16 protein-coding genes and 2 pseudogenes are annotated in these 19,143 nt (G+C 64.6%); 7 read left to right on the forward strand and 11 right to left on the reverse strand.

Annotated features, from left to right (window positions below; all coding sequences use genetic code 11):
- Positions 1-382: 382 nt before the first annotated feature.
- Positions 383-565, reverse strand: a complete 183-nt coding sequence (locus tag CBI38_RS39815) for a hypothetical protein (RefSeq protein ID WP_230990338.1) — start codon at positions 563-565, stop codon at positions 383-385.
- Positions 566-578: 13 nt separating this feature from the next.
- Between CBI38_RS39815 and CBI38_RS39820 the strand changes: the two genes are divergently transcribed.
- Positions 579-743 carry a hypothetical protein gene (locus CBI38_RS39820; RefSeq protein WP_230990339.1) on the forward strand — a complete coding sequence of 55 codons (165 nt, stop codon included), beginning with the start codon at positions 579-581 and terminating at the stop codon, positions 741-743.
- Between the two features lie 588 nt (positions 744-1,331).
- On the opposite strand, the gene CBI38_RS34340 is transcribed toward CBI38_RS39820, so the two are convergent.
- From CBI38_RS34340 to CBI38_RS34360, 6 genes and pseudogenes are all read right to left on the reverse strand, one after another.
- A complete protein-coding gene (locus tag CBI38_RS34340) occupies positions 1,332-3,245 on the reverse strand; it encodes a lanthionine synthetase LanC family protein (RefSeq protein WP_204165024.1) in 1,914 nt (637 codons plus the stop codon).
- Positions 3,246-3,392: 147 nt separating this feature from the next.
- Positions 3,393-3,941, reverse strand: a pseudogene (locus CBI38_RS41000) (class III lanthionine synthetase LanKC N-terminal domain-containing protein); the annotation flags it as partial.
- On the reverse strand, positions 3,938-4,546 hold the full coding sequence (locus CBI38_RS34345; protein WP_109335896.1) for a hypothetical protein: 609 nt from the start codon (positions 4,544-4,546) through the stop codon (positions 3,938-3,940). The gene CBI38_RS34345 and the pseudogene CBI38_RS41000, both read right to left, overlap by 4 nt.
- Positions 4,547-4,564: 18 nt before the next feature.
- Entirely contained in the window at positions 4,565-4,972 is a 408-nt protein-coding gene (locus CBI38_RS38145; protein WP_162603377.1) for a hypothetical protein, read from the reverse strand.
- A gap of 613 nt (positions 4,973-5,585) precedes the next feature.
- On the reverse strand, positions 5,586-6,893 hold the full coding sequence (locus CBI38_RS34355; protein ID WP_109335898.1) for an alpha/beta fold hydrolase: 1,308 nt from the start codon (positions 6,891-6,893) through the stop codon (positions 5,586-5,588).
- Positions 6,894-6,905: 12 nt separating this feature from the next.
- Entirely contained in the window at positions 6,906-8,684 is a 1,779-nt protein-coding gene (locus tag CBI38_RS34360; RefSeq protein WP_109335899.1) for a S8 family peptidase, read from the reverse strand.
- Between the two features lie 950 nt (positions 8,685-9,634).
- Between CBI38_RS34360 and CBI38_RS34365 the strand changes: the two genes are divergently transcribed.
- A complete protein-coding gene (locus CBI38_RS34365; RefSeq protein ID WP_109335900.1) occupies positions 9,635-10,117 on the forward strand; it encodes a hypothetical protein in 483 nt (160 codons plus the stop codon).
- 3 nt (positions 10,118-10,120) lie between these two features.
- Here CBI38_RS34365 and CBI38_RS34370 read toward each other — a convergent pair whose 3' ends face one another.
- The 3 genes from CBI38_RS34370 to CBI38_RS34380 all read right to left on the reverse strand — a co-directional run bounded on the left by CBI38_RS34370 (position 10,121) and on the right by CBI38_RS34380 (position 13,790).
- A complete protein-coding gene (locus tag CBI38_RS34370) occupies positions 10,121-12,307 on the reverse strand; it encodes a WD40/YVTN/BNR-like repeat-containing protein (RefSeq protein WP_109335901.1) in 2,187 nt (728 codons plus the stop codon).
- Positions 12,308-12,466: 159 nt separating this feature from the next.
- Complete coding sequence (locus CBI38_RS34375) at positions 12,467-12,694, reverse strand: hypothetical protein (protein WP_230990340.1); 228 nt, start codon at positions 12,692-12,694, stop codon at positions 12,467-12,469.
- A 287-nt stretch (positions 12,695-12,981) separates the two neighbouring features.
- Positions 12,982-13,790 (reverse strand): IS5 family transposase gene (locus tag CBI38_RS34380; RefSeq protein ID WP_204164786.1). Its coding sequence is split into 2 segments (ribosomal slippage): positions 12,982-13,442 and positions 13,442-13,790, totalling 810 coding nucleotides; the frame shifts between segments, so codons are not numbered across the junction.
- A 151-nt stretch (positions 13,791-13,941) separates the two neighbouring features.
- On the opposite strand from CBI38_RS34380, the gene CBI38_RS34385 reads away from it, so the two are divergent.
- Positions 13,942-14,139 (forward strand): hypothetical protein, encoded by a 198-nt coding sequence (locus CBI38_RS34385; protein WP_109335903.1) that lies wholly within the window; start codon positions 13,942-13,944, stop codon positions 14,137-14,139.
- Positions 14,140-14,305: 166 nt separating this feature from the next.
- On the opposite strand, the pseudogene CBI38_RS34390 reads toward CBI38_RS34385, so the two are convergent.
- Positions 14,306-15,275, reverse strand: a pseudogene (locus CBI38_RS34390) (ferritin-like domain-containing protein).
- Between the two features lie 170 nt (positions 15,276-15,445).
- Here CBI38_RS34390 and CBI38_RS34395 point away from each other — a divergent pair.
- The 4 genes from CBI38_RS34395 to CBI38_RS34415 all read left to right on the forward strand — a co-directional run bounded on the left by CBI38_RS34395 (position 15,446) and on the right by CBI38_RS34415 (position 19,118).
- A complete protein-coding gene (locus CBI38_RS34395; protein ID WP_109335904.1) occupies positions 15,446-15,691 on the forward strand; it encodes a hypothetical protein in 246 nt (81 codons plus the stop codon).
- Positions 15,692-16,360: 669 nt separating this feature from the next.
- Positions 16,361-16,594 (forward strand): hypothetical protein, encoded by a 234-nt coding sequence (locus tag CBI38_RS34405; protein WP_230990341.1) that lies wholly within the window; start codon positions 16,361-16,363, stop codon positions 16,592-16,594.
- A gap of 2 nt (positions 16,595-16,596) precedes the next feature.
- The gene (gene frdA / locus CBI38_RS34410) at positions 16,597-18,354 is read left to right on the forward strand and encodes a fumarate reductase (quinol) flavoprotein subunit (RefSeq protein ID WP_109335906.1); all 1,758 of its coding nucleotides are present in this window, start codon (positions 16,597-16,599) and stop codon (positions 18,352-18,354) included.
- Positions 18,351-19,118, forward strand: coding sequence for a succinate dehydrogenase/fumarate reductase iron-sulfur subunit (locus tag CBI38_RS34415; RefSeq protein ID WP_109335907.1), 768 nt, complete (start codon positions 18,351-18,353; stop codon positions 19,116-19,118). The genes frdA and CBI38_RS34415 overlap by 4 nt, the downstream gene beginning before the upstream one ends.
- The last annotated feature ends 25 nt before the right edge of the window (positions 19,119-19,143 follow it).

Raw genomic sequence — 19,143 nt, forward strand, 5'->3', positions numbered from 1 at the left:
GGTGGGTGGTGTGAGTCAGGTCGGATGACGACCGCAAATGCGTCGGTCGCGATTGCGGTTCACGAATTCGCCGGCATGGGAACAGGGTGATCGCGGAGAGGGTGATTCCCGCGGTGCCTCGTAGGGTCGCAACGATGCCGCCTCGTCGTTGGCCACCATGCAGCGCGGCGTGGCGACTTCTTTCCCGGTGCCATCGATCGACGCTCGCGGACCGATACCGCGGCGTGCCGGTTCGGGTCAGAGGATCGCGGTGTCGGGGGTCGACGTACCGGTGATCGGACCCGGCGTCTGGTCGGTTGATGTAGTCGGCGCACTGCAGGGTGGCAGGCCAGAACTGGTCGAGGTTGGGGAGGTCGGCGATGGGTAAGCCTTTCGCAGTGGATTAGTGGTCCTGGCCGACGAGGTGGGCGAGTTCGGCGAAGCCGCAGTGGTATTCCCTCTTGTCGTACTGGTACCAGTTTCCGTAGGCCATCAGCTGCCCGGATCTGTTGCTCCACAGTTGGATCGGCGCGAACCGCAGGCCGTAGGGGTGGAAGAAGACGCCCACCGCCTGGTTTGTTGCCATACCAGAGGTCGTCGTGGGTGCCGCGCCGGTCGTCGGCCTGGTCGAGGAGTGCGAAGAGTTTCTCGGCGCTCACGCGGTCGGTGTCGGAGCCGATGGCGCCGAGGAAGGTGTCCTTCGTCCACCGGGTGGTGGTGTCGGCCGAGGAGCGGGCTTGGCTGCGGCGATCTCGCCGCCGTAGGTGGAGGGGATGAGGATCTCGAGTCCCCGCCGGGCAGGTCAATCGGAGGGCGGTGACCTGTATGTCGTCGCGGGTGATCTGGTTGAGGTACTCGACGACGCCGGAGATCGGCGTCGATCTGGTCGACCGCGAGACACAGGTGGATGCGTGCGGATGTTCGGCCAAACACGCTCGGGTCTCAGCCTGCGCGGGTGGCGTAGGGATCCGTCGCCAGAAGCAATTGATGATCCGGGTATGCGCGGGCCAGGGTTCGAGGAAGACGAGGAACTCCTGATGACGATCGCTGATTTTGCCGCAGGCCGGTGACCTTGCCGGTGGCGATGGTAGGGCGCCGAATGGGATGGAGGACCATGTCGGACGTAGGGTGGGTGCGCGCCTCGACCGAGCCGGTCCTGCGCGCCTGGATTTGCGACCTTCCCGTGGACGCTCAGCACGATCGCGAAATCGGGCGGATTAAAAGCTCAGCCGGACGATGTCGGTGACCTTTCCGGCCGGCTCCGGTTGGTAGAGAGCTTCAAGTCTCACTGGAGCCAAGGCTTGACATTGTCCTCGCGCCACGCACCCGCGACTGTGGTGTTACTGGCAGAACTAACGGGAATGTGAGGAGGCTTGTCCGATTGCCTCGCACGAGATGATATGTCCAGATATGGGCTTGGCCATCCGCAAGAATGCTGCCGCAACGCCTGCCTCACCGACCATAAGGTCTGGGCAGCGTTTAGAGCGCTCGTCCGAGGGCCAGCCACCGTCCATGCGGTATGACACGAGATTCTCGGTAAGCAGACGCGCTTGTTCGAGAAAACTCGGCTGGTTCGTCTGTAGGGCGGCATCGATGAGGACCTCGATATTTCCGGCCAAGCCATGACACTGCGACGTTCCGATCCATGATCCTCCGGCCGCGGTCATCCGAGCGGCCCGCATAGCTGATTCCAGGTGGCTTGTGTCTTTGGTCGTCGCGTGGGCCTTCATGAGAAAACGCGCCATTCCGGGTGCTCCGTGGCACCAGTTGGTTCCGGAACTTCGTTCAGAGGTTTCGGTTGCGGTCCAGTACAGACCGGAACCATCCCCGAGGGCGGGGTGCGCTAACTCGATGATCCAGTCGGCCAATAGGTGCGACATCGCGCGAGATGCCTCGTGTCCGCTCGCGAGTGCATGTTCGGCGAGGAAGTAGCCGATGCCTGCCGATCCATGAGCGAATCCGAGATACTCTTGGCGACTGAGCAGGTCGAAGTCTTCAGGCATACGCCAGATGAGTCGGTCCGGCTCCCGCCTCTCGAGCAGTGCACGTGCACACCGGTCGGCCGCGTCGAGGGTGCTGTCGCTGTGGTCGATGTGCCACCGCATGAGGTGGAAGAGGCCGACGCCGGCCAGTCCAGTCATCAAGTCGGGTGAGCGGACACTGTTTGTGTCGAGTAGAGTTGCCATCTCATTGCAGCGATCAAGCCATAGTGCATCTTTCGTCGCACAGTGCAGCATCAGATAGAGCAGTGCTGGGCCGGCCTCGCCGAAATACAAGCCGGGCATTGCCTCCCGTCTCGGCACGATCGGTTCGGTTTCCCACAGCCAAGTTCCGCACCGTGTGGCCGTCGCGAGGTATTCGTCATTTCCGGTCGCTCGGGCCAGCGCGCACAGGAGAAGGGCGATGCCACTCGAGCCTGCGTAGAGGTCGCGGCTGGGCTGCCGGTTCAGGGTGTGATGGTCCGATGTCCAATAGAGTCTCCTGTCGTCCACTGGGGTCGCTTCGGCCACAATCCGGTCAGCGATTTCTATCGCCAGTGTCAGTGGTGAAAACCCGTCAGGTGGCGTCGGTGGGACGGGAGGTTGGTGCTCTACTGCCTCGACGATGCCTTCAACCGACTGGAACCGAGCGTTCCGGTCCTGTCTCAGGCACCGCGCCGCCGCGGCCATGATCGGGTTGTCGGGTGCCCGAGCATATTCGAGTTGAGCGACTGCCTCGGCATCCACCCAGTTCGAGGCATCTGATGACGTGGCGGCACTGAGAAGGGTGGCGCCGATGCCATAAATGTCATCGAGTACTGACCGGCCGGCACGGGTATCGGCTTGCTCGGGGGAGCAGTAGCCGGGAGTCCCCATGCTTCCGGTTGGCTCACACGTCGGTGGTCCCGCGAGTTCGAGATCGATGAGTTTGAACCCGTCCTTCGTCATGACGATGTTCGCCGGCTTGATATCGCAGCTGACATAGCCACATCGATGGAGCGCGGCAACGGTCTGGCACAGTGAGGTCATCCACTCGCGAAGGAGGTGTGGGGGCGGTCTGAGTCCCTGGGCCGCGAGTGATCCGATTATTGCCCCAAGTGTCGGGCCTTGAATCGGTTGATAGATCAAGAATGATGTGTCCGGGTCGTCCCAGTAGTCGATCAATTGCGGCGCGATCCCGGCGGGACCGAGTGCCCTGAGACACGCTGCTTCGTTGCTGAGCCGGGTGGTGGCGTTTCTACCGTCGACCTCCTCCATGGTGTGGCCGAAAGCCTCTTTGATGACCACGAAATCTCCGCCCGAAGCATCGTCGATGGCACCGAGGCAGGTTCTTCCCTTGGGGCTTTCGAACATGGTGTTCAGTCGAACATACTTCTGGCCGACGATTCGCGATCGAGTCGACTGCCGTGGCGGGTTTTCCGCTGACCGATCGTCGATATCGACTCCATCGACGGTCACGATAGCTGGCACGATTCGTCCCGATGGGAGTTGAACCCAATGGGATCCGAAGGATCCGAAGCGGGAAGAAACCAAACTGCCATCTCTGAACAGTTTTTCGTTGGGGATTCGAGGACCGTAGTACTGCATCGTTGCGTTGTCGAGCTCCTCGGCAATGATCATTGCCGACGTTTCGTCGCGGGGATACACAGTCAAGAACTTGCCGACTTGCGAGCGGCCGCCCTCGCCCGTCGACAAATGTGCGAGGACACGCAGATTCGAGGCGTGTTTGAATCCCACATGATGCTCCCGAAGTATCGGGGCGCACGCTGACAGTACCTCTGCCGCGCAGCGCACCGACGATGTCACATGCAGCTTCGTGCCTGCCTCACGCTCGAACCGCCCGGGTGGGGAATACTCGGTCCATAGTTGTCGATCGTCGGTCGAGATACCCCACGCTTCACTGAACAGCTCGGAACGAAGGGTGAAGGCGGCTGCCTCGAGGCGGTCGCCGCGTTCGACCGGCGGCGTGTTGTGGTCTGTCAATGCGGCGTCATTTGCAGTTGATGTTCCAACTTCAAAAGTTGCATCTCGATTGCGTCGCGCCAGTCACCTACCAGGGGCAAAACCAGGGTTTCCGCACCAACGAAAGGCCACCGCGCTGTATCCCCGCTGATGACCAAGCGCAGCGCTGTGGTCAGCGACGCAGCTTCACCGGTCTTTCCTTCCGAGACAAGGACACGCACGTAGTTGTTGGCGAGATGGAGCTGCCTGCATGTCACGAAGGTATGGCCATACGACGCGACAAGATCCGCGCAGGCTTCGAGCGAGCCGACAAGTTCCTCACGCGCGAGGCGGTTCCGGCCATCACGCCAATAGATGAGGGCCGAGACGGGCAGCGCGAAAGAGTCCAGTATCACCTTGATTTCGTGAGAGTCGGGCAGCGGAACCCGCTCACTCAACGACTGATAGTCGCGGCGGGCTCTCCTGGTGTCGCCGCGGTTCGCTGTCGCGGCGATCTCGTTGTAATGCTCGATGAGCACGCGCACCAGGACCACGTCGTCGAGGGTATGGCGTGTGAGAAGGCTTGTGAGCTGCTCCCTCAAGATCGCCGGGACGCCATCATGCTCATCGAGATTCGTGGGGGCCATATTCTTCGATCGCCCGGACTATTGGACAAAAGTGCTCGTGCACCCAGTGACCTGGGTGGCCATCGAACAGGTGAAGCAACACGAGCTGCAGCAGCAGTCCCACGTCCAGGTGATAAGATCTGCATCTGGCGGGGCCGGGAAATCGCCCTCCATGCCCGCAAAATCTTCTACCGCCATGGCCGTTGAAAGTGGTTTCGGTATGCCGTTCTCTTCGAAGAATTCGGCCAGCAGTTGCGGTGTGTTGATGTGTTGAGGTTCCTTGCCGGACGGCTCTTGGTTCTGTTGACGGTCTGCGAGTTCAGTTCGGAGCCGTCGCAACGTCGTCAGGGCATCTCGGTACGTTCCGATCTGCCGTTGGACCGTGTCCATCACTCGTGCGGCGATATCTAGATCGTCTTGAGCCGGTTCGCGATTGTAGTCGGGCACGTCGAACCCCCTAATTTCGCATGTGGATGTCCAGTGAAAGCAAGACTAGCACAGTGATGTGACGTACGTCACACCCTGTTCCCGTGCGTGCATGGATGGCGCGCTCGTCGGGACAGGGGCGACGGTGTGGGAGGGTCTATCTCGGTGGTTGAAATAGATGGGATCGGCATTGTCAGCTGTGTCTGCGCGCTCCGGAGCGTCGAGCTTGTTTGTCCGGGTGTGGTCGGTCGGCCCCACTGAGTGGTGCGGTTCGGATTCTGCAGTGGAGAAGGAGGTTTCGTTTCGTGTCGTGCTTTCGGGATGGGTGTTTGGGAGGTCGCCGCCGGGGACTGATTGGCTCGGTGTGAGCGGTGGTGAGTCGCATTTGCAGGCGGCGAGTGGCTGGCCATGCCGTGCCACGGCGAGCGCTGCGGCAATCGTGTGGGCGAAATCTGCCGTTTCGGGTCGCTTCCCGCTCGCACCGGAACGCCCAATCCCGGACTCCCGGAGCGCATATCATTCTGGTCGTCAGACGCTGCCGCTGACGGGAACGCGGGTCGCGAGTAGCCGACTACCTGTCTTTCGCTGGCGCGGTGTGGCAGTGGGCCGAGAGATGTCGTCGTGGCGACCGGGATCAGCGCAACCGGATTGCGTCGCGCAGGGCTTGCGCTACGGCGGGGTTGGCGACGTCGCCGTGGTCGGTGATCGTTGCGTCGGCCTGGAGGTTGAAAACCTTGCTGTGCGTGAAGGTGTACTGGTGCGGAGGGGTCACCTTCCGTAGGAGTGGTTCGGTTCTGTCGAGTTCGGGGGTGTGTTGGGCGCCGTTGCGTCCCATGCCGCCGTAGGGGTCGTTCTGGTCGCCGAGGGCGGCGGCATTGTCGCGGGCGATGCGTGAGGCCAGGGGGTAGGCGACGCCCACGGCGAGGTCATTCTTGGTGTGGGTGATGACGACCGGCCCGTTGACACGACGCTCGCCGAGGACGGTACGGAACGCGCCGTCGTGCTGTCCGTCGAATCGTTGTGCCAGGCCGTTGTGGGAGAAGGCGGCCTGCAACAGGATGAGGCTGAGCGGGGCATCGGAGGGTGGGAGCGCGGCAGCGGTTGCGGTCACGAGCCGTCCGCCGAAACTGTGTCCTGTCAGGTGGATAGGAATTTGGGAATGTTTTTCGCGGAGTCGGCCGAGGACCCCGGCCACACCTGTTTGGCCGACGGCGCCGGCGCGGGTCTTCATCGTGTAGTAGGTGGCGAAGTTCGCGATACGGCGGGCGGCGGCCTTGGCGCCGGACAACAGGTCTCCGAGAAAGGCGGCGCCGCCGCCGGTGTTTCCGGCCGCGCCTCCCGGACCGGTCGACAGTAGGACGGGCACCTCGCCGGTGAACTTCTGGAAGAGCTTTTCGGGGTCGAGGTCGAGGAACTCTCTGGATGCGTCGTCCTCATGTGCCTGGCTCGGGTCCAGGAGGGTACGTATCTGCAGCACGAACTCGCGCCGCGCGTCTGCGGAGGTGTCCAGGTCTTCGATCTGGGCTCGCGCGCGTTCCACGATGTTTCCTCGCGTCGGGTCGCTTCCGTCGGCGCCCAGCAGCACAGGGTCCTGTTCGAGCTGCGTCAGCGCGGCCAGGAGGGCTGCATCGTTGGCTGCGGTCGCGGAGGCGGCTCCTCCGCCGGGTATGAGCGATTCGAGTGCGAACCTCTTGCTCGGCCACAGCACTCTCATCACGGCCATGCGGGATCCGGATCCGTTCTCGGGCAGTCCGACCACCTCGAGCGAGGTGATGAGTGTGTCGTACAGCGTGGTGGCTTCGGCCTTGTCGTTGTTCCAGCCGTGCGCGAGGACGAGCAGGTCGGTGCTGTCGGCGAGGCCGTCGAGGAGCCGGACTACCTGGTTGTCGTCGTGGACGAGTCCGTCCTTGGTGAACTCGATCTCGAATTGTCCGGTGATCATCGGGTATGCCTTTCACACGGATTGAATGGCCTTCATCAGGTCGACGAGACCATGGCCTTCGAAGTAGCGTTCGCGGCCCAGGGGCACCGCGCTGGCGAGGAAGATGCGTTTGACCTCGTCGGAGCGCCCGATGAACTCCTGTCGGATGGAGAGAAACGCGGCGATGGCCCCGGACACATGGGGTGCCGCCATGCTCGTGCCGCTGTCTTCGAGGTAGTACGCCGTGTGCGCGGGCGGGATGCTGGGGGCGCTGGTAGGCCCGGTTCCCGGCATCGTGGCGAGCTTCGACAGTGCCGTGGCCTGCTTTGTTCCGGCCGCGCACGAGACGATGCGTTCTCCGGGTGCCACGAGGTCCGGCTTGAGGCGCCCGTCCGCCGTGGGTCCTTTCGACGAGAAATACGAGATTCCGAAGGTGTGGGGGGAGTCGCGATGAGTTGATCCGACGGTGATCGCACCGGCGGCGTTGCCGGGGTCGTTGATGGTGTTGGAGAGTCCTACCTTCGTCACGCGGGTGCTGGTCGGAAGGGTGGAGTAACCGGTGTTGCCGGCCGCGGCGACCACGATGACACCGGCCTGCACCAGCCGGTTCACCTCCGTGCACAGCGGACTTTGACCGCAGGCGAACATCTCGGCATCGAAGTCGTATCCCACACTGAGGTTTACTCCGTGCACCCGCAGGAGTTTGGGATTGTCGTTGAGCTTCTCGCGGATGTACTCCAGGGCCCGGACGATGTCGCTGGACCTGCCCACCCCCTGATCGTCGAGGACGCGCAGGCTCACCAGATGACAACCCGGCGCCACACCGTGAAAGCGTTCGCGTTCGCGGTCGGTGCCGATCACGCGCGCATCGGTCACCGTCACCCGGGTCGGTTGGTTCTCGTCCTCGTCGCCCGCGACGATCCGATCCTGGCGTTCGAGAACCACGTTGGTCACCGAGTTCGAGGCACGCCCGGCGATGATGCCGGCCACGTGGGTTCCATGTCCGAGGGGATCGGTCAGTGCCGCGGTGCGGTGAAGGTCGATGCGCTGGTCGCGGTCCTCCTTCGACATCGGTCCGCTCTCGGCCGGGTCCTCGTCCGGGTCGGGCAGCCGGTGACCGCCCACCTCGACGAAACATCGGTGCAGATTACGCACCCCGGCGTCCAACAACAGGTGCTCGCCGTCGATGTCACCGAAGTGCGGATGCGTGGCGTCGATCCCCGAGTCCAGGACTGCCCAGCAGATGCCTTCGCCACTGGCCTCGAAGGAACGCAGGGCGGCGTCCGCCTTGATGGTGGAGACGGATTTGGCGATATGGGCGCGGACCGGGAAGTCGGGCCACAGTCGGTAAATCGTGCGGTACGGAAAGTCCGACGGCGGCACCCCGACCGTGCCTGATGCGGGTGGTTGCCGACGGGCCGCCGCGTCGGTCGCCGCCCTGAGCGCGCGTTCCTGATCGACCGCCACCAACTGCTTCCACTCGGCCAGTGTCATCTCGCAGCGAAAATAGCCTTTCGAGATTCTCGTCAGCTGCCACGGATCCGCACCTCCTCTGCTCCCGGACGGCGCACCGAAAACATCGGCGAAGAGTTGACGAAAGGCGTTGGTGGCACCGGAGAGACCGTCGATGTGCAGGACGTTGAGCTCGACGAGGTACGGACCGCGGTCTTCCGGAGCGCTGCCCAGGCCCCATCGTCGGCGGTTGTTGTCATCCTCGAGCTCGGGCGGTGCGGTCTGCCGGTCGAGGCGCTCGCCCGAGAAATCATCCCGACTGGATCCGCCGTCGGAGCCTCGCGCACGTGGCCCGGTCATTCCTCACCTCCGTTGGTGCATTCGACGAGCCGCTCGGTAGTCGAATTCGTCGATCTATTCCCGGCTCCCCGTCTCCACACGCACCCCAGCGTCGCTCAATTCCATCCTTCTCGAGAGTTGCCGCGGCGCGCACCAGAGCGATAGTCAAGGTGACTGGTCTGTTTCATTGTCCCCTCCGCAGGTGCGGGTGTCAGCGTTGGTTCGGCGCTCTAATAATTATTCGAGGTGCACCACCAAAAGGCCCGTCCGGCGCTGCGGGATACTAGTTGGTGTCCGTCGTCCGCCGTGCCATCGCCGCCCGTGTCAGTAACCGGACACATCGAGCGTCGTACCACCGGGGAGCAGCTAGTCCACCGAACTTGCATATCCCCTCATCTGGGGAGGTAATTGTATAGGAACGATGCATGCGAAAGCGGACTCGATTCTCGTTTTCAGAACCAGGGGAATTGGGCGTCGACCTCTTGGAACGACGGCATCTTGATCCGCGAACCTTTCGGACCGGCCGCCTGCCGCTGGTGGTGCCTGCGGACTGACCGAACCACCGGGCACCTGTGTACAACCTCTCGGCTCCAACGGACTGACACGTCATTCTGGCCGCTAGAGCCCATCCGACTCGGAATCTCGGTTTGGCGCAAGCCGACATCAACGCGCCAGCGATTACAAATATCAAGCAGCTCAGGGCAATTCCTGCGAGGCATACGCACTGCTGGCACGGCAACGAATGGACGTCGTTCCGAGGAGACCGCGATTGCTTCCCATGCCCTCTCCAACCTGCACCTTGTACGAGCATCGATGATGCTCCGTGCAAACTCGGGACGCGCGAGTATGCGGCTACCCGAGTCATTGGCTGGCCTCCCCTTGAAGGAACAGATTTCCCGGTTGCTGACGGCGACTGTGCGCGCCCGGAAACGATGCAAAGCTGTCAGTGGTAGTCCTGACAGGAGGTAGGTATGCGCGGAGATTGGGAGCCGGTCGAGTCGTTCGGCACGACCGACCGCGGAGACGGGCCGTTGGACCGGGTGGACGCGGCTCTTGTCGACGCATCTGTCGAATGTCGGCGGTTTCAAAGAGCCAAGGGCGGGCGGGCGATTGTCGTTTCGGGCCGGGAACTTACCGATCAGGGACTCGCGACACTCGACCTGCCGGGCGACGTAGCGGACGTGTTATTCGTCGAGCCCTCCTCGTCAGAAATTGTGAACAGCTTTTTCCTGTCGTGGGCCCGCGCCGCCTCGCTTATTGCGGCACTGCCCGATGGCGCCGAGACTTTCGGGCTGATCCCGTCCGGCGGGAGGGTCGTCGTCCACACTGTGTCGGGGCCGACGAGCTTCCGGCTCTATCGGCGTGGAGCTCCCGGGCCGAAACTCGGCGAGAGTTCGGACGTGCTCGAGCAGCGGTCGAAGTGGTTCGAAACCCGGCACGGCGATTCCGAGTGACTGTCAGTCCACCGGCAGCCGCCAGATACTCCGGCCGTAGGTCGCGGCGGTCAGCAGCCGTTCCTGTTCGTGGTAGACGAGGTCGACGACCGTGACATTGGGCAGGGTGCCGGTGAGGTTCGCCCAGCTGGTGCCGTCGTCGTCGGAGACGAAGACCCCGGCATCGCCGCACACGTAGATCCGTCCCGGATGCGCCGCAGGCACCGCAATAGACAGCGCGGGGACGTCAGGGAGCTCACCGCGGTCGATGTCGGTCCAGTTCAGGCCCCCGTCGGCGGAACGGAAGACGTGATGGATGCCAAAGTTCGCGACCGTCGCATAAACCACGTCGGCATCGTCTGCCCGGCTCTGCACCCGGGTGAGGGTGCGGCCGGGCAGAAGTGTGCTGGCGAGGTTGTCGCTCCAGGTCGCGCCGCCGTCGGTGCTGCGGAAGAATCCGCCGTTCTCGGTGCCGATATAGACACGTTTGTTGTCGGCCCGCGCCACCTCGACGGCGGTGATGTCGCTGCCGTCCAGGACCTCCGACACCGCCGTCCAGGTGTCGCCGTCGTTCTTCGTTCGCCATACCCGCCGCGACCCCGTGAACAGCGTCTTGCGGTTCTTGGGATCCATCGCCACGAACATCATCCACGGCTTCGCCTGATTCTCCGGCGGTGACACCTCTTTCCAGCCGTCACTGGCACGAAAGCGTGCCATTCCCATGAACTGCCAGGTCGTGAACAAATGATTAGCATCCTGGGGGTCGATGACAACCCAGCCGCCGTCGCCGCCGGTGAGCTCGAAGTACGTGTGCGCCTGCCCATCGAGGGTGGCCAGTGTTCCGTTGTCCTGAGCGCCGCCGGCGATGAAGTCGCCGCTTGTCTGGGCAACCTCGAGGTCATAAAACATGTTGGTGGCCAGGCCATTGCTTCGGTTCTCCCACTTTGTTCCACCGTCGGCGCTGAAATCCATCCCGCCGTCGTTCATGTCGTAGACCGAACCCGGTTCCCCCGTCGGCATGACCAGCGAATGGTGGTCGGCGTGCGCGTAGATCGGGTCACCGCGGTCGGAGTCCCAACGTGTCACCCTGGTCCAGGTATTGCCGCCGTTCTTCGTGCGATGCAGGTCCACGCCGCCGCACAGCACCCAGTTCGCATCCGAGGAGTGGACGACGATGGTGTTGTTGTAGGACATCTGCCGCTCGTCCGCGAAATGGTTGCCGCCCACGGCGGTCCACGTGTCGCCGCCGTCCCCGGTGCGGAAGATGCCCAGCACGGCGCTCTGGCGCTCTATCTGGGCATACAGCACATTCGGATCGGAGGGCGCGAGCGCGAGTGAGGTGCGGCCGATTGCGGCGGGCGGCGGGAGCCCGCCACCGAGTTGCTGCCACGTCGCGCCGCCGTCGCGGCTCCGCCAAATTCCGCTCTTCGCTCCTTGGGCGGTGATCGTGACGTAGGTGAGCCCCTCATCGCCGGTTCGGAATTGGATGTCGTGACAGCGATACCCCGCCGGGCCGGCCAGGGGGACCCGGGCCCAGGACAGGCCACCGTCCCGTGAAACAAAGAGGCCCGCGGCATCTTGCGGGCGGTGGCCGACACCACCGGCCAGCAGGTGTTGGGAATCGAACGGGTCGACGGCAAGAGCGCCGATCCGACGGGGCAGACCGAGTGTGGCCGCGGGCGCGAGTACCTGCCAGGTCGCGCCCGCGTCGAGAGAGCGCATCACACCGATCCCCGGGTGCGAGTCCGCGGACAGGTTCGCCTCGCCAGTACCGCAGTAGATCGTGTCCGGCTGCTGCGGATCGATCGCGAGCGAGCCGACGTTCAACGACGGTTGGTCGTGCCACAACGGCTGCCATGTCATGCCCGCATCGGTGCTTTGCCAGACACCACCCCCAGCCGCACCGGCCCACAGGCGTTCCGGGTGATCGGGGTGGCAGACCAAGCAGGTCATGCGCCCGCCGATGTTCGATGGACCCACCGAGGCCCACAGGTCGCTACCCGGTGCGGGCGGCACCTCCACCTGGGCCCGGGCACGTTCTTGCAAGAGCACATCGATCGGCGACTCCCGAAGGGGCCAAGCCTCCCTCGCCTGGAACCAGTCGCTGCGGACTTTGTGCGTGGTCGTAGGATCCGGTCGAGCGGTCGGTGATTCCGATTTCCGGGGCCGGTCGGCGTACCGCTGCTGAACGACGATTGTCTTGCGGGCCATGGAGATCTACCTCCTCGATCAAACGCACTGTGCAGTCGGCCGTGCGCCGCGAGCATCGTGGCGCACTGCCGACGGGGTCAGGCTCTCTGCGGTTGCCGCCGACCCGCGGCAGGAGCACACCGTGCAGTCCTCGTTCGGACATCGCGCGGATAGATGCGGTTACCCCACTTCCGGACGAGGCCGCCTCAAAACGAACCCGGCGACCGTTAACCCGGCGGCGGCAACGGCGGGCGCCAGCACCAACAGCGCCTCGAGCGAACCGTCACCACCGTCCGGCTCGACCCCGAACAAGGCCTCGATCCACTGTGGACCGAACACCAAGTTCATCGCGAACCCGACAGCTGACACCGCCGCGAGAATGTAAAGAGCAGCACCGAGTGTTCTCACACCAGTCCTCATGTTGGGCCCCCGGGAAGGCGTCGAGACGGCGCGGTAGTGGGCGACCGTGCGTCAGGTGGATACCGATAACTGCTGCTGCGTACCCCGACCTGCAGCTCCAAGATCCGTGCTCATTTTCGCAAAGTCCGGGCTTGGTCGTTGGTATATTGCAGGATTCGATTTCTCTCGTTGCGGGCGCGGGCGAGCAATGGCTTCCGTACCCGGACACGGAGATTCGGAATCGCAGCGAACGGGACCCGCCGACACAGCCGACCTAATGTCTGTTAGAGGTTGTCTCATGTGGGGAGTTTCTTGAAGCAAGTGAGCGCGGCCGCGAGATGGAGGAATCCGGCAAAGTGCTCGGCGCGGCGTTCATAGCGGATGGTCAGGCGTCGGTAGCCGGTGAGCCAGGCGATGGTGCGTTCGATCTTCCACCGGTACCGGCCCAGCCGGTCGTTCCTCTCGATTCCGCGACGAGCGATGCGCGGGACAATGCCCTCTTCGCGCAGCCACCGGCGGTGCTTGTCGTAGTCGTAGCCCTTATCGGCGCGAAGCTTTCCGGGTTTGCGACGGCGCGGCCCACGTCGGGACTTCACCGCCGGGATCGCGCTGACCATCGGTTGCAGCAAGGTGCTGTCGTGGGTGTTCGCCGCGGACACATCGACGACCAGCGGGATTCCATTCGACTCGGACAGGACGTGGATCTTCGACCCCTTCTTGCCGCGATCGACCGGACTCGGCCCGGTCAGCGATCCCCTTTTTTCGCCCGCACGCTCGCGGCGTCCAGGATCGCTGCCGTCCAGTCGAGTTCACCGGCGCTACCGAGCCGGTCGAGCACCTCACGGTGCAGTCTCTCGAACACCCCTGCCGCCGCCCAGACGGTAAATCTTCGGTGCGCGGTAGGAACTGTGACCCCGAACGAGGGCGGCAGATGCCGCCACGCACATCCACTGGTCAGCACGTACACGATCGCGGTGAACACCGCCCGATCATCCACCGGCGCACTGCCACCTCCCTGCGGCCGTGCGGCGAATCGCGGAATCAACGGTTCGACGATCTCCCACAACGCATCCGGCACCAACCGCAGTGACAACCCATCTAACACGCGTCACATTATGCCCCACACGCCACTTCATCCACATGAGACACGCTCTTAGTGGGCGATTAGGTTGAGGCGGAGATGGTTTCGTGCAGAATTTCAATCTCCATCCCCTTTCCGCAACGAATTGATGCGTTCGTTGGGGTTGCTTGCCCCGATGTCGGGCCTTGACCCCAAGGCGAATGAAACCCTTCCGATCGAGGAGCTCGCGCAGGCCCCGGTCGCCGCGTTCGAGGGGGTGAGCGAGTCCGACGCCGAACACCTCGAGGCGGCGTTCAACATCAAGACCGTCGCGGACCTGGGCACCAACAAGTTCTTCCTCTGGGCGCAGGCAGTCGCGAAACTCGCCGAATAGATCCCTCCCGGATCGAGCGTGGTAGGGGCCCGAACCCTGGTTGCAGAGGAATACCCCGCAGACCCCTCGAGGCTGCGGGGGTATTCCCGTCAACGGGACGGTCCATTCGTTCGACCTGTCCGCGCCCGGCCGAAGCCGACGGACGGCACCCGGTGCGCCCGGGGGGTCAGGTGAGGCCGGCGACTTCCTTGGCGATCGCGGCCAGCCGGGTTTGCGCGGCGGAGACGACCCCGTGCCGGTTCTTGTTCGCTTCCTCGTAGGCGACGATCGCCCGCACGTCGGCGGGATCGGTGAGTTCCTTCACCGCCGCCACAGCTTGGGAGACGTTGAGGTCGTCGAAGTCCTCGATCGGCAACTCGCCCGATTCCGGGACACCGGTTGCGGTGCCGGTGCGGACCGAACGCAGGGCGTCGGCGGCACCCTCGGCACCTTGCTGGCGGGTGACCCTCTCGGCGGTCTCGAGGGCGGCGTCGCGGCTCGCGGTCAGCGTTTTGACCGCAACGTCCCCGGCGTGCGCGCCCCGGCTGAGCAGCTCCCCCAGGGAGGGTGGGGTGGCGCGGACGGTGTCGAGGGCCCGGTCCAGGCCGCGGGGCGGACCAGGACACCGGCACGTTGATCAGCCGTACCGCGGTGCCGGTGGCCGCCTGCAACGGGGTGCGGCGCAGCGCAGCGGGGCCACCGAGGGCGTCTTCGGCTAGGACGGTGGTGAGCCAGTCCACCGTGGCCTGGTGGGCGGTGATCAGCCGGAACGCGAGATTTTCGATGTCTTTGCGGCCGGCGGCGGTGGCGAGGGCTTTGATGTAGCGGGCGCGGTCGAGGAGCTGGTGTTCGAGGGCCAGGTCACCGAGTAGGGCTTCGTCGAACGGTTGGGCCTGCTCGACGACCGTTTTCACCGCGGCGGCGGCACGTCCCAGGAACGGCCCGATCAGCTCGGGGATTCCGCCGAGGTCGCGGATCGCGGCGTCGATGGCCTCGGCCCGGCCGCGGGCGTTCTCGGCGTTCTCGAGGAGTTCGCGGCGCACGGCCTCGGTTCTGGCCTGGGCTACTCGGGTCTCGGCGACCTGAATTTCGGTGTTGGTCAGGTCCAGGATCGTGCGCAACTGCGTCAGCAGTGTGGCGGTGTCAGATGTGCCCATACGTTTTCCCCTTTCGACGTGAATGGACGGTGTCGGTTCGGCGCAGGGTGCACCGCCCCGTGACTACCCCGCCCTACCCTCCGGTAACCGTCGCGCGTTTCGGATCGTTCGGCGCGCATGCGGGTTCCTGCATATGCTCCGGGGGGTCCGCCGAGCGAAAGGGTGCGAGCATGCCCAAAAACATGAGTGCGAAGAAACCGGCGCCTGCGGCGGTAGCGGTGGGCGTGCGGGTGCTGGTCCGCCGAGCATCCGAGGAGGCGCAGACCGGTGAAGTCGTCGAGGACTACGCCGCCCTGACCGACTCCCGGCGTGGGCACGAGTGGGCGCCCGTGCATCGGTGGGCCATCGCTCTCGACGACGGGCGCCTGGTCTTCGCCGACACCGAGGACCTCACCCTCGATCCCGGCGCACAGTAATTCGGGCTGCGGCCGCCGTGCCTCTGCTCGACAGCGGGATGCGGGCAGCGAGAGAGCGCGACCCGGTACCCCGAGGTACGGCGAAATCGGTCCTGCGGGTCCGTGGGGGGTCGAGAGTTTCTATCCCACGATGAGCAGCAAGCCGACGACCGCGACCACGAGAGCGGAGGCGGTGATGCAGACCGCCCACGCCCGTACCGCGATTCGGTGCCAGTCCCGAACACGGTCCACCACCACCTCGGCGGTCCGCAGTCGGGGCTTCGAGCGTGTGGCCGCGGTCTCGGCCCCGTCCGGTAGTCGCCCGCGTCGAGAAATCGCATCCGCGGTGACCGCGGCAGTAAGAGATGGGGGGCATGTTGCGGGGTGGAGTGGTCCGGGCGGTGTCGTGCGGGTAGGGAACGGCCCAGCATGTCGGTGTCCGGTCTTTACCACTTTTGTGTGCGTCCGCGCTGTCGCACCGGCGGCCTGCGTCGTTGCGCTGGCCGACCCAGCCGGGGGTGTGGTGCCGACTCGGCTGAGTCGATCGACCCGCACTGCGCCCTGACGGTCCGGGAACAGGCGTATCGTGCGATGTGAACTAGATCACACTGCATGTCTGGCGCCCGGCCCCACAACCCGGCCGAGGAGACCGATCAGTGGTTTGGCCGTCCGCCAGGGCAGGGAGGTGGCATGATCCGCACGAGTTCACTCTTTTCCGCGGAGCGAGCGCCCTGCGGGCGGGTGGTGGACGGTCGACGGCACCAGGAGAACGACGACGAAGGCCTGCGCATCGACGACCGGACCTATGCCTGCGGTTGCCGCATGATTCGCCACGAGTTCCATGACGGGTCCGTCCGTATCAAGACCGTCCGCCACGACGGCAAGGTCCTGAAGGACGAGCACAGCGGCAACCACGAGGCCTGAAAATGACCGCATTCCACGACGTCGTCATCGTCGGCGGCGGTGGCGCGGGCCTGCGGGCGGCCATCGCCATCGCGGAAGCCGACCCGAAGCTGAGCGTCGCGATCGTGTCGAAGGTCTATCCGATGCGTAGCCACACAGTCTCCGCAGAGGGTGGAGCCGCTGCCGTCATCGCCGATGACGACACCCTCGAAGAACACGCCATCGACACCGTGTCCGGCAGCGACTGGCTGTCCGACCAGGATGCCGTCGAGGCATTCATCGAGGAAGCCCCGACCGAGCTGCTTCGTCTCGAACATTGGGGCTGTCCTTGGAGTAGACAGTCGAACGGGCACATCGCCGTGCGCGCCTTCGGCGGAATGCGAAAGAAGCGCACGTGGTTCGCCGCCGACAAGACCGGCTTTCACTTGCTGCACACACTGTTCCAGACGGCACTGTCCTATTCGGACATCGTGCGCTACGACGAGTGGTTCGTCACGACAATTCTGGTCGACGAAGGCCGGGTGCGCGGCGTGGTGGCAATCGAATTGGCCACCGGCCGGATCGAGACGATCGTCGCCGGCGCCGTCATCGTGTGCACCGGAGGCTGCGGTCGAGTCTTCCCCTTCACCACCAACGCGAACATCAAGACCGGCGATGGCATGGCTCTGGCCTACCGGGCGGGCGCCGGCCTGAAAGACATGGAGTTCGTCCAGTACCACCCGACCGGCCTGCCCTTCACTGGCATCCTGATCACCGAGGCCGCCCGTGCGGAAGGTGGGTGGTTGCTGAACAAGGACGGCTACCGCTACCTGCAGGACTACGACCTCGGCACACCCACTCCCGAACCTCAGCTGCGGAGCATGGAGCTGGGGCCGCGGGACCGGCTCTCTCAGGCATTCGTGCACGAGCAGGAGAAAGGCCGGACCATCGATACCCCCAGCGGGCCGATCGTCCATCTAGACCTTCGCCATCTCGGCGCGAACGTCATCGACGCCAAACTGCCGTTCGTGCGCGAACTGTGTGCCAGCTATCAGAACATCGACCCGGTCCACGAACTCATCCCGGTGCGCCCGGTCGTGCACTACATGATGGGCGGGATCCACACCGACATCCAGGGTGCAACCGACCTGGCCGGCCTGTACGCCGCGGGCGAAGTCGCGTGCGTGAGCGTCAACGGCGCCAACCGGCTGGGCTCGAACTCCCTACCGGAACTGCTGGTCTTCGGAGCCCGCGCGGGACGGGCCGCGGCGGACTACGTGAGGCAACTACGCACCGGGGCGTCCAGCGCGGCGGTCGAGGCGCGGGGACGCGACGAGCAGCACCGGCTCGAAACCGAGCTTGCCCGGCACCAGGGTGAGGGCGGCTCGGGTCGTGAACGCATCGCCGGCATCCGTACCGAGATGCAGGATGCGATGGAGGCCGGGGCCGGTATCTTCCGGGACGAGAAATCACTGGGTAGGGCGGTCGACAAACTCAGGGCGCTGCGGGAGCGTTACGCCGGCGCGGCCATCGATGACCACAGCCGTACCTTCAACACCGAGCTGGTCGCCACCCTCGAGCTGTCGTGCATGTTGGATGTCGCCGAGTGCATCGTGGGCAGCGCCCTGCGACGGGAGGAGTCACGCGGCGCACACCAGCGTACCGACTTCCCCGTGCGCGACGACGAGCGGTATCTGGCCCATTCACTGGTTCATCGGGAGTCCGACGGGGCGCCCCGCTTCTCGTACCTCCCGGTCACGATCACCCGCTGGCCGCCGGGCGAGCGGATATACGGGAGATGAGAACCGTGGCGGACACAACCACTGCCGACACCATCACGATGGAGGTCTCGCGCTACCGGCCCGAGCAGGAGTCCGAACCGGCACTGCAGAGCTATCAGGTTCCGCTGCGCAAGCAGTGGGCGATCCTCGACGGCCTCAACTACATCAAGGACCGCCTCGACGGCACGTTGTCCTACCGCTGGTCGTGCCGGATGGGCATCTGCGGCAGCTGCGGCATGACAGTCAACGGCGAGCCGAAGCTGACCTGCTCGACATTCCTGACCGACTACGCGCCGGGGCCCGTCCGGGTCGAGCCGATGCGAAACTTCCCGGTGATCCGCGACCTGGTCGTCGATATCAGTGACTTCATGGAGAAGCTGCCCGAGGTCAAGCCATGGCTGATCCGCTCGGACGACACCGAGCCCGAGGACGGCGAGTACCTGCAGACACCGGAGCAGATGGACGAATACAAGAAGTACAGCATGTGCATCAACTGCATGCTCTGCTACGCCGCCTGCCCGGTGTACGCCCTCGATCCCCTGTTCATCGGCCCGGCGGCGATCGCGTTGGGGCAACGGTACAACCTGGACTCGCGGGACGAGGGCGCCGAGGACCGGCGTGATGTACTTTCCTCCGCGGAGGGTGCGTGGGCCTGCACCTACGTCGGCGAGTGCAGCGTCGCATGCCCCAAGGGCGTCGATCCCGCCGGCGCGATCCAACGGTACAAGCTGACCGCGGCGACGAAGTCGCTCAAGGAGTTCCTTTTGCCCCGAGGTGCGCGGTGACCGCCGGGCCCGTCGGCGCTGGAGG

This window comes from Rhodococcus oxybenzonivorans (genome assembly GCF_003130705.1).
Taxonomy (GTDB): Bacteria; Actinomycetota; Actinomycetes; order Mycobacteriales; family Mycobacteriaceae; genus Rhodococcus_F; species Rhodococcus_F oxybenzonivorans.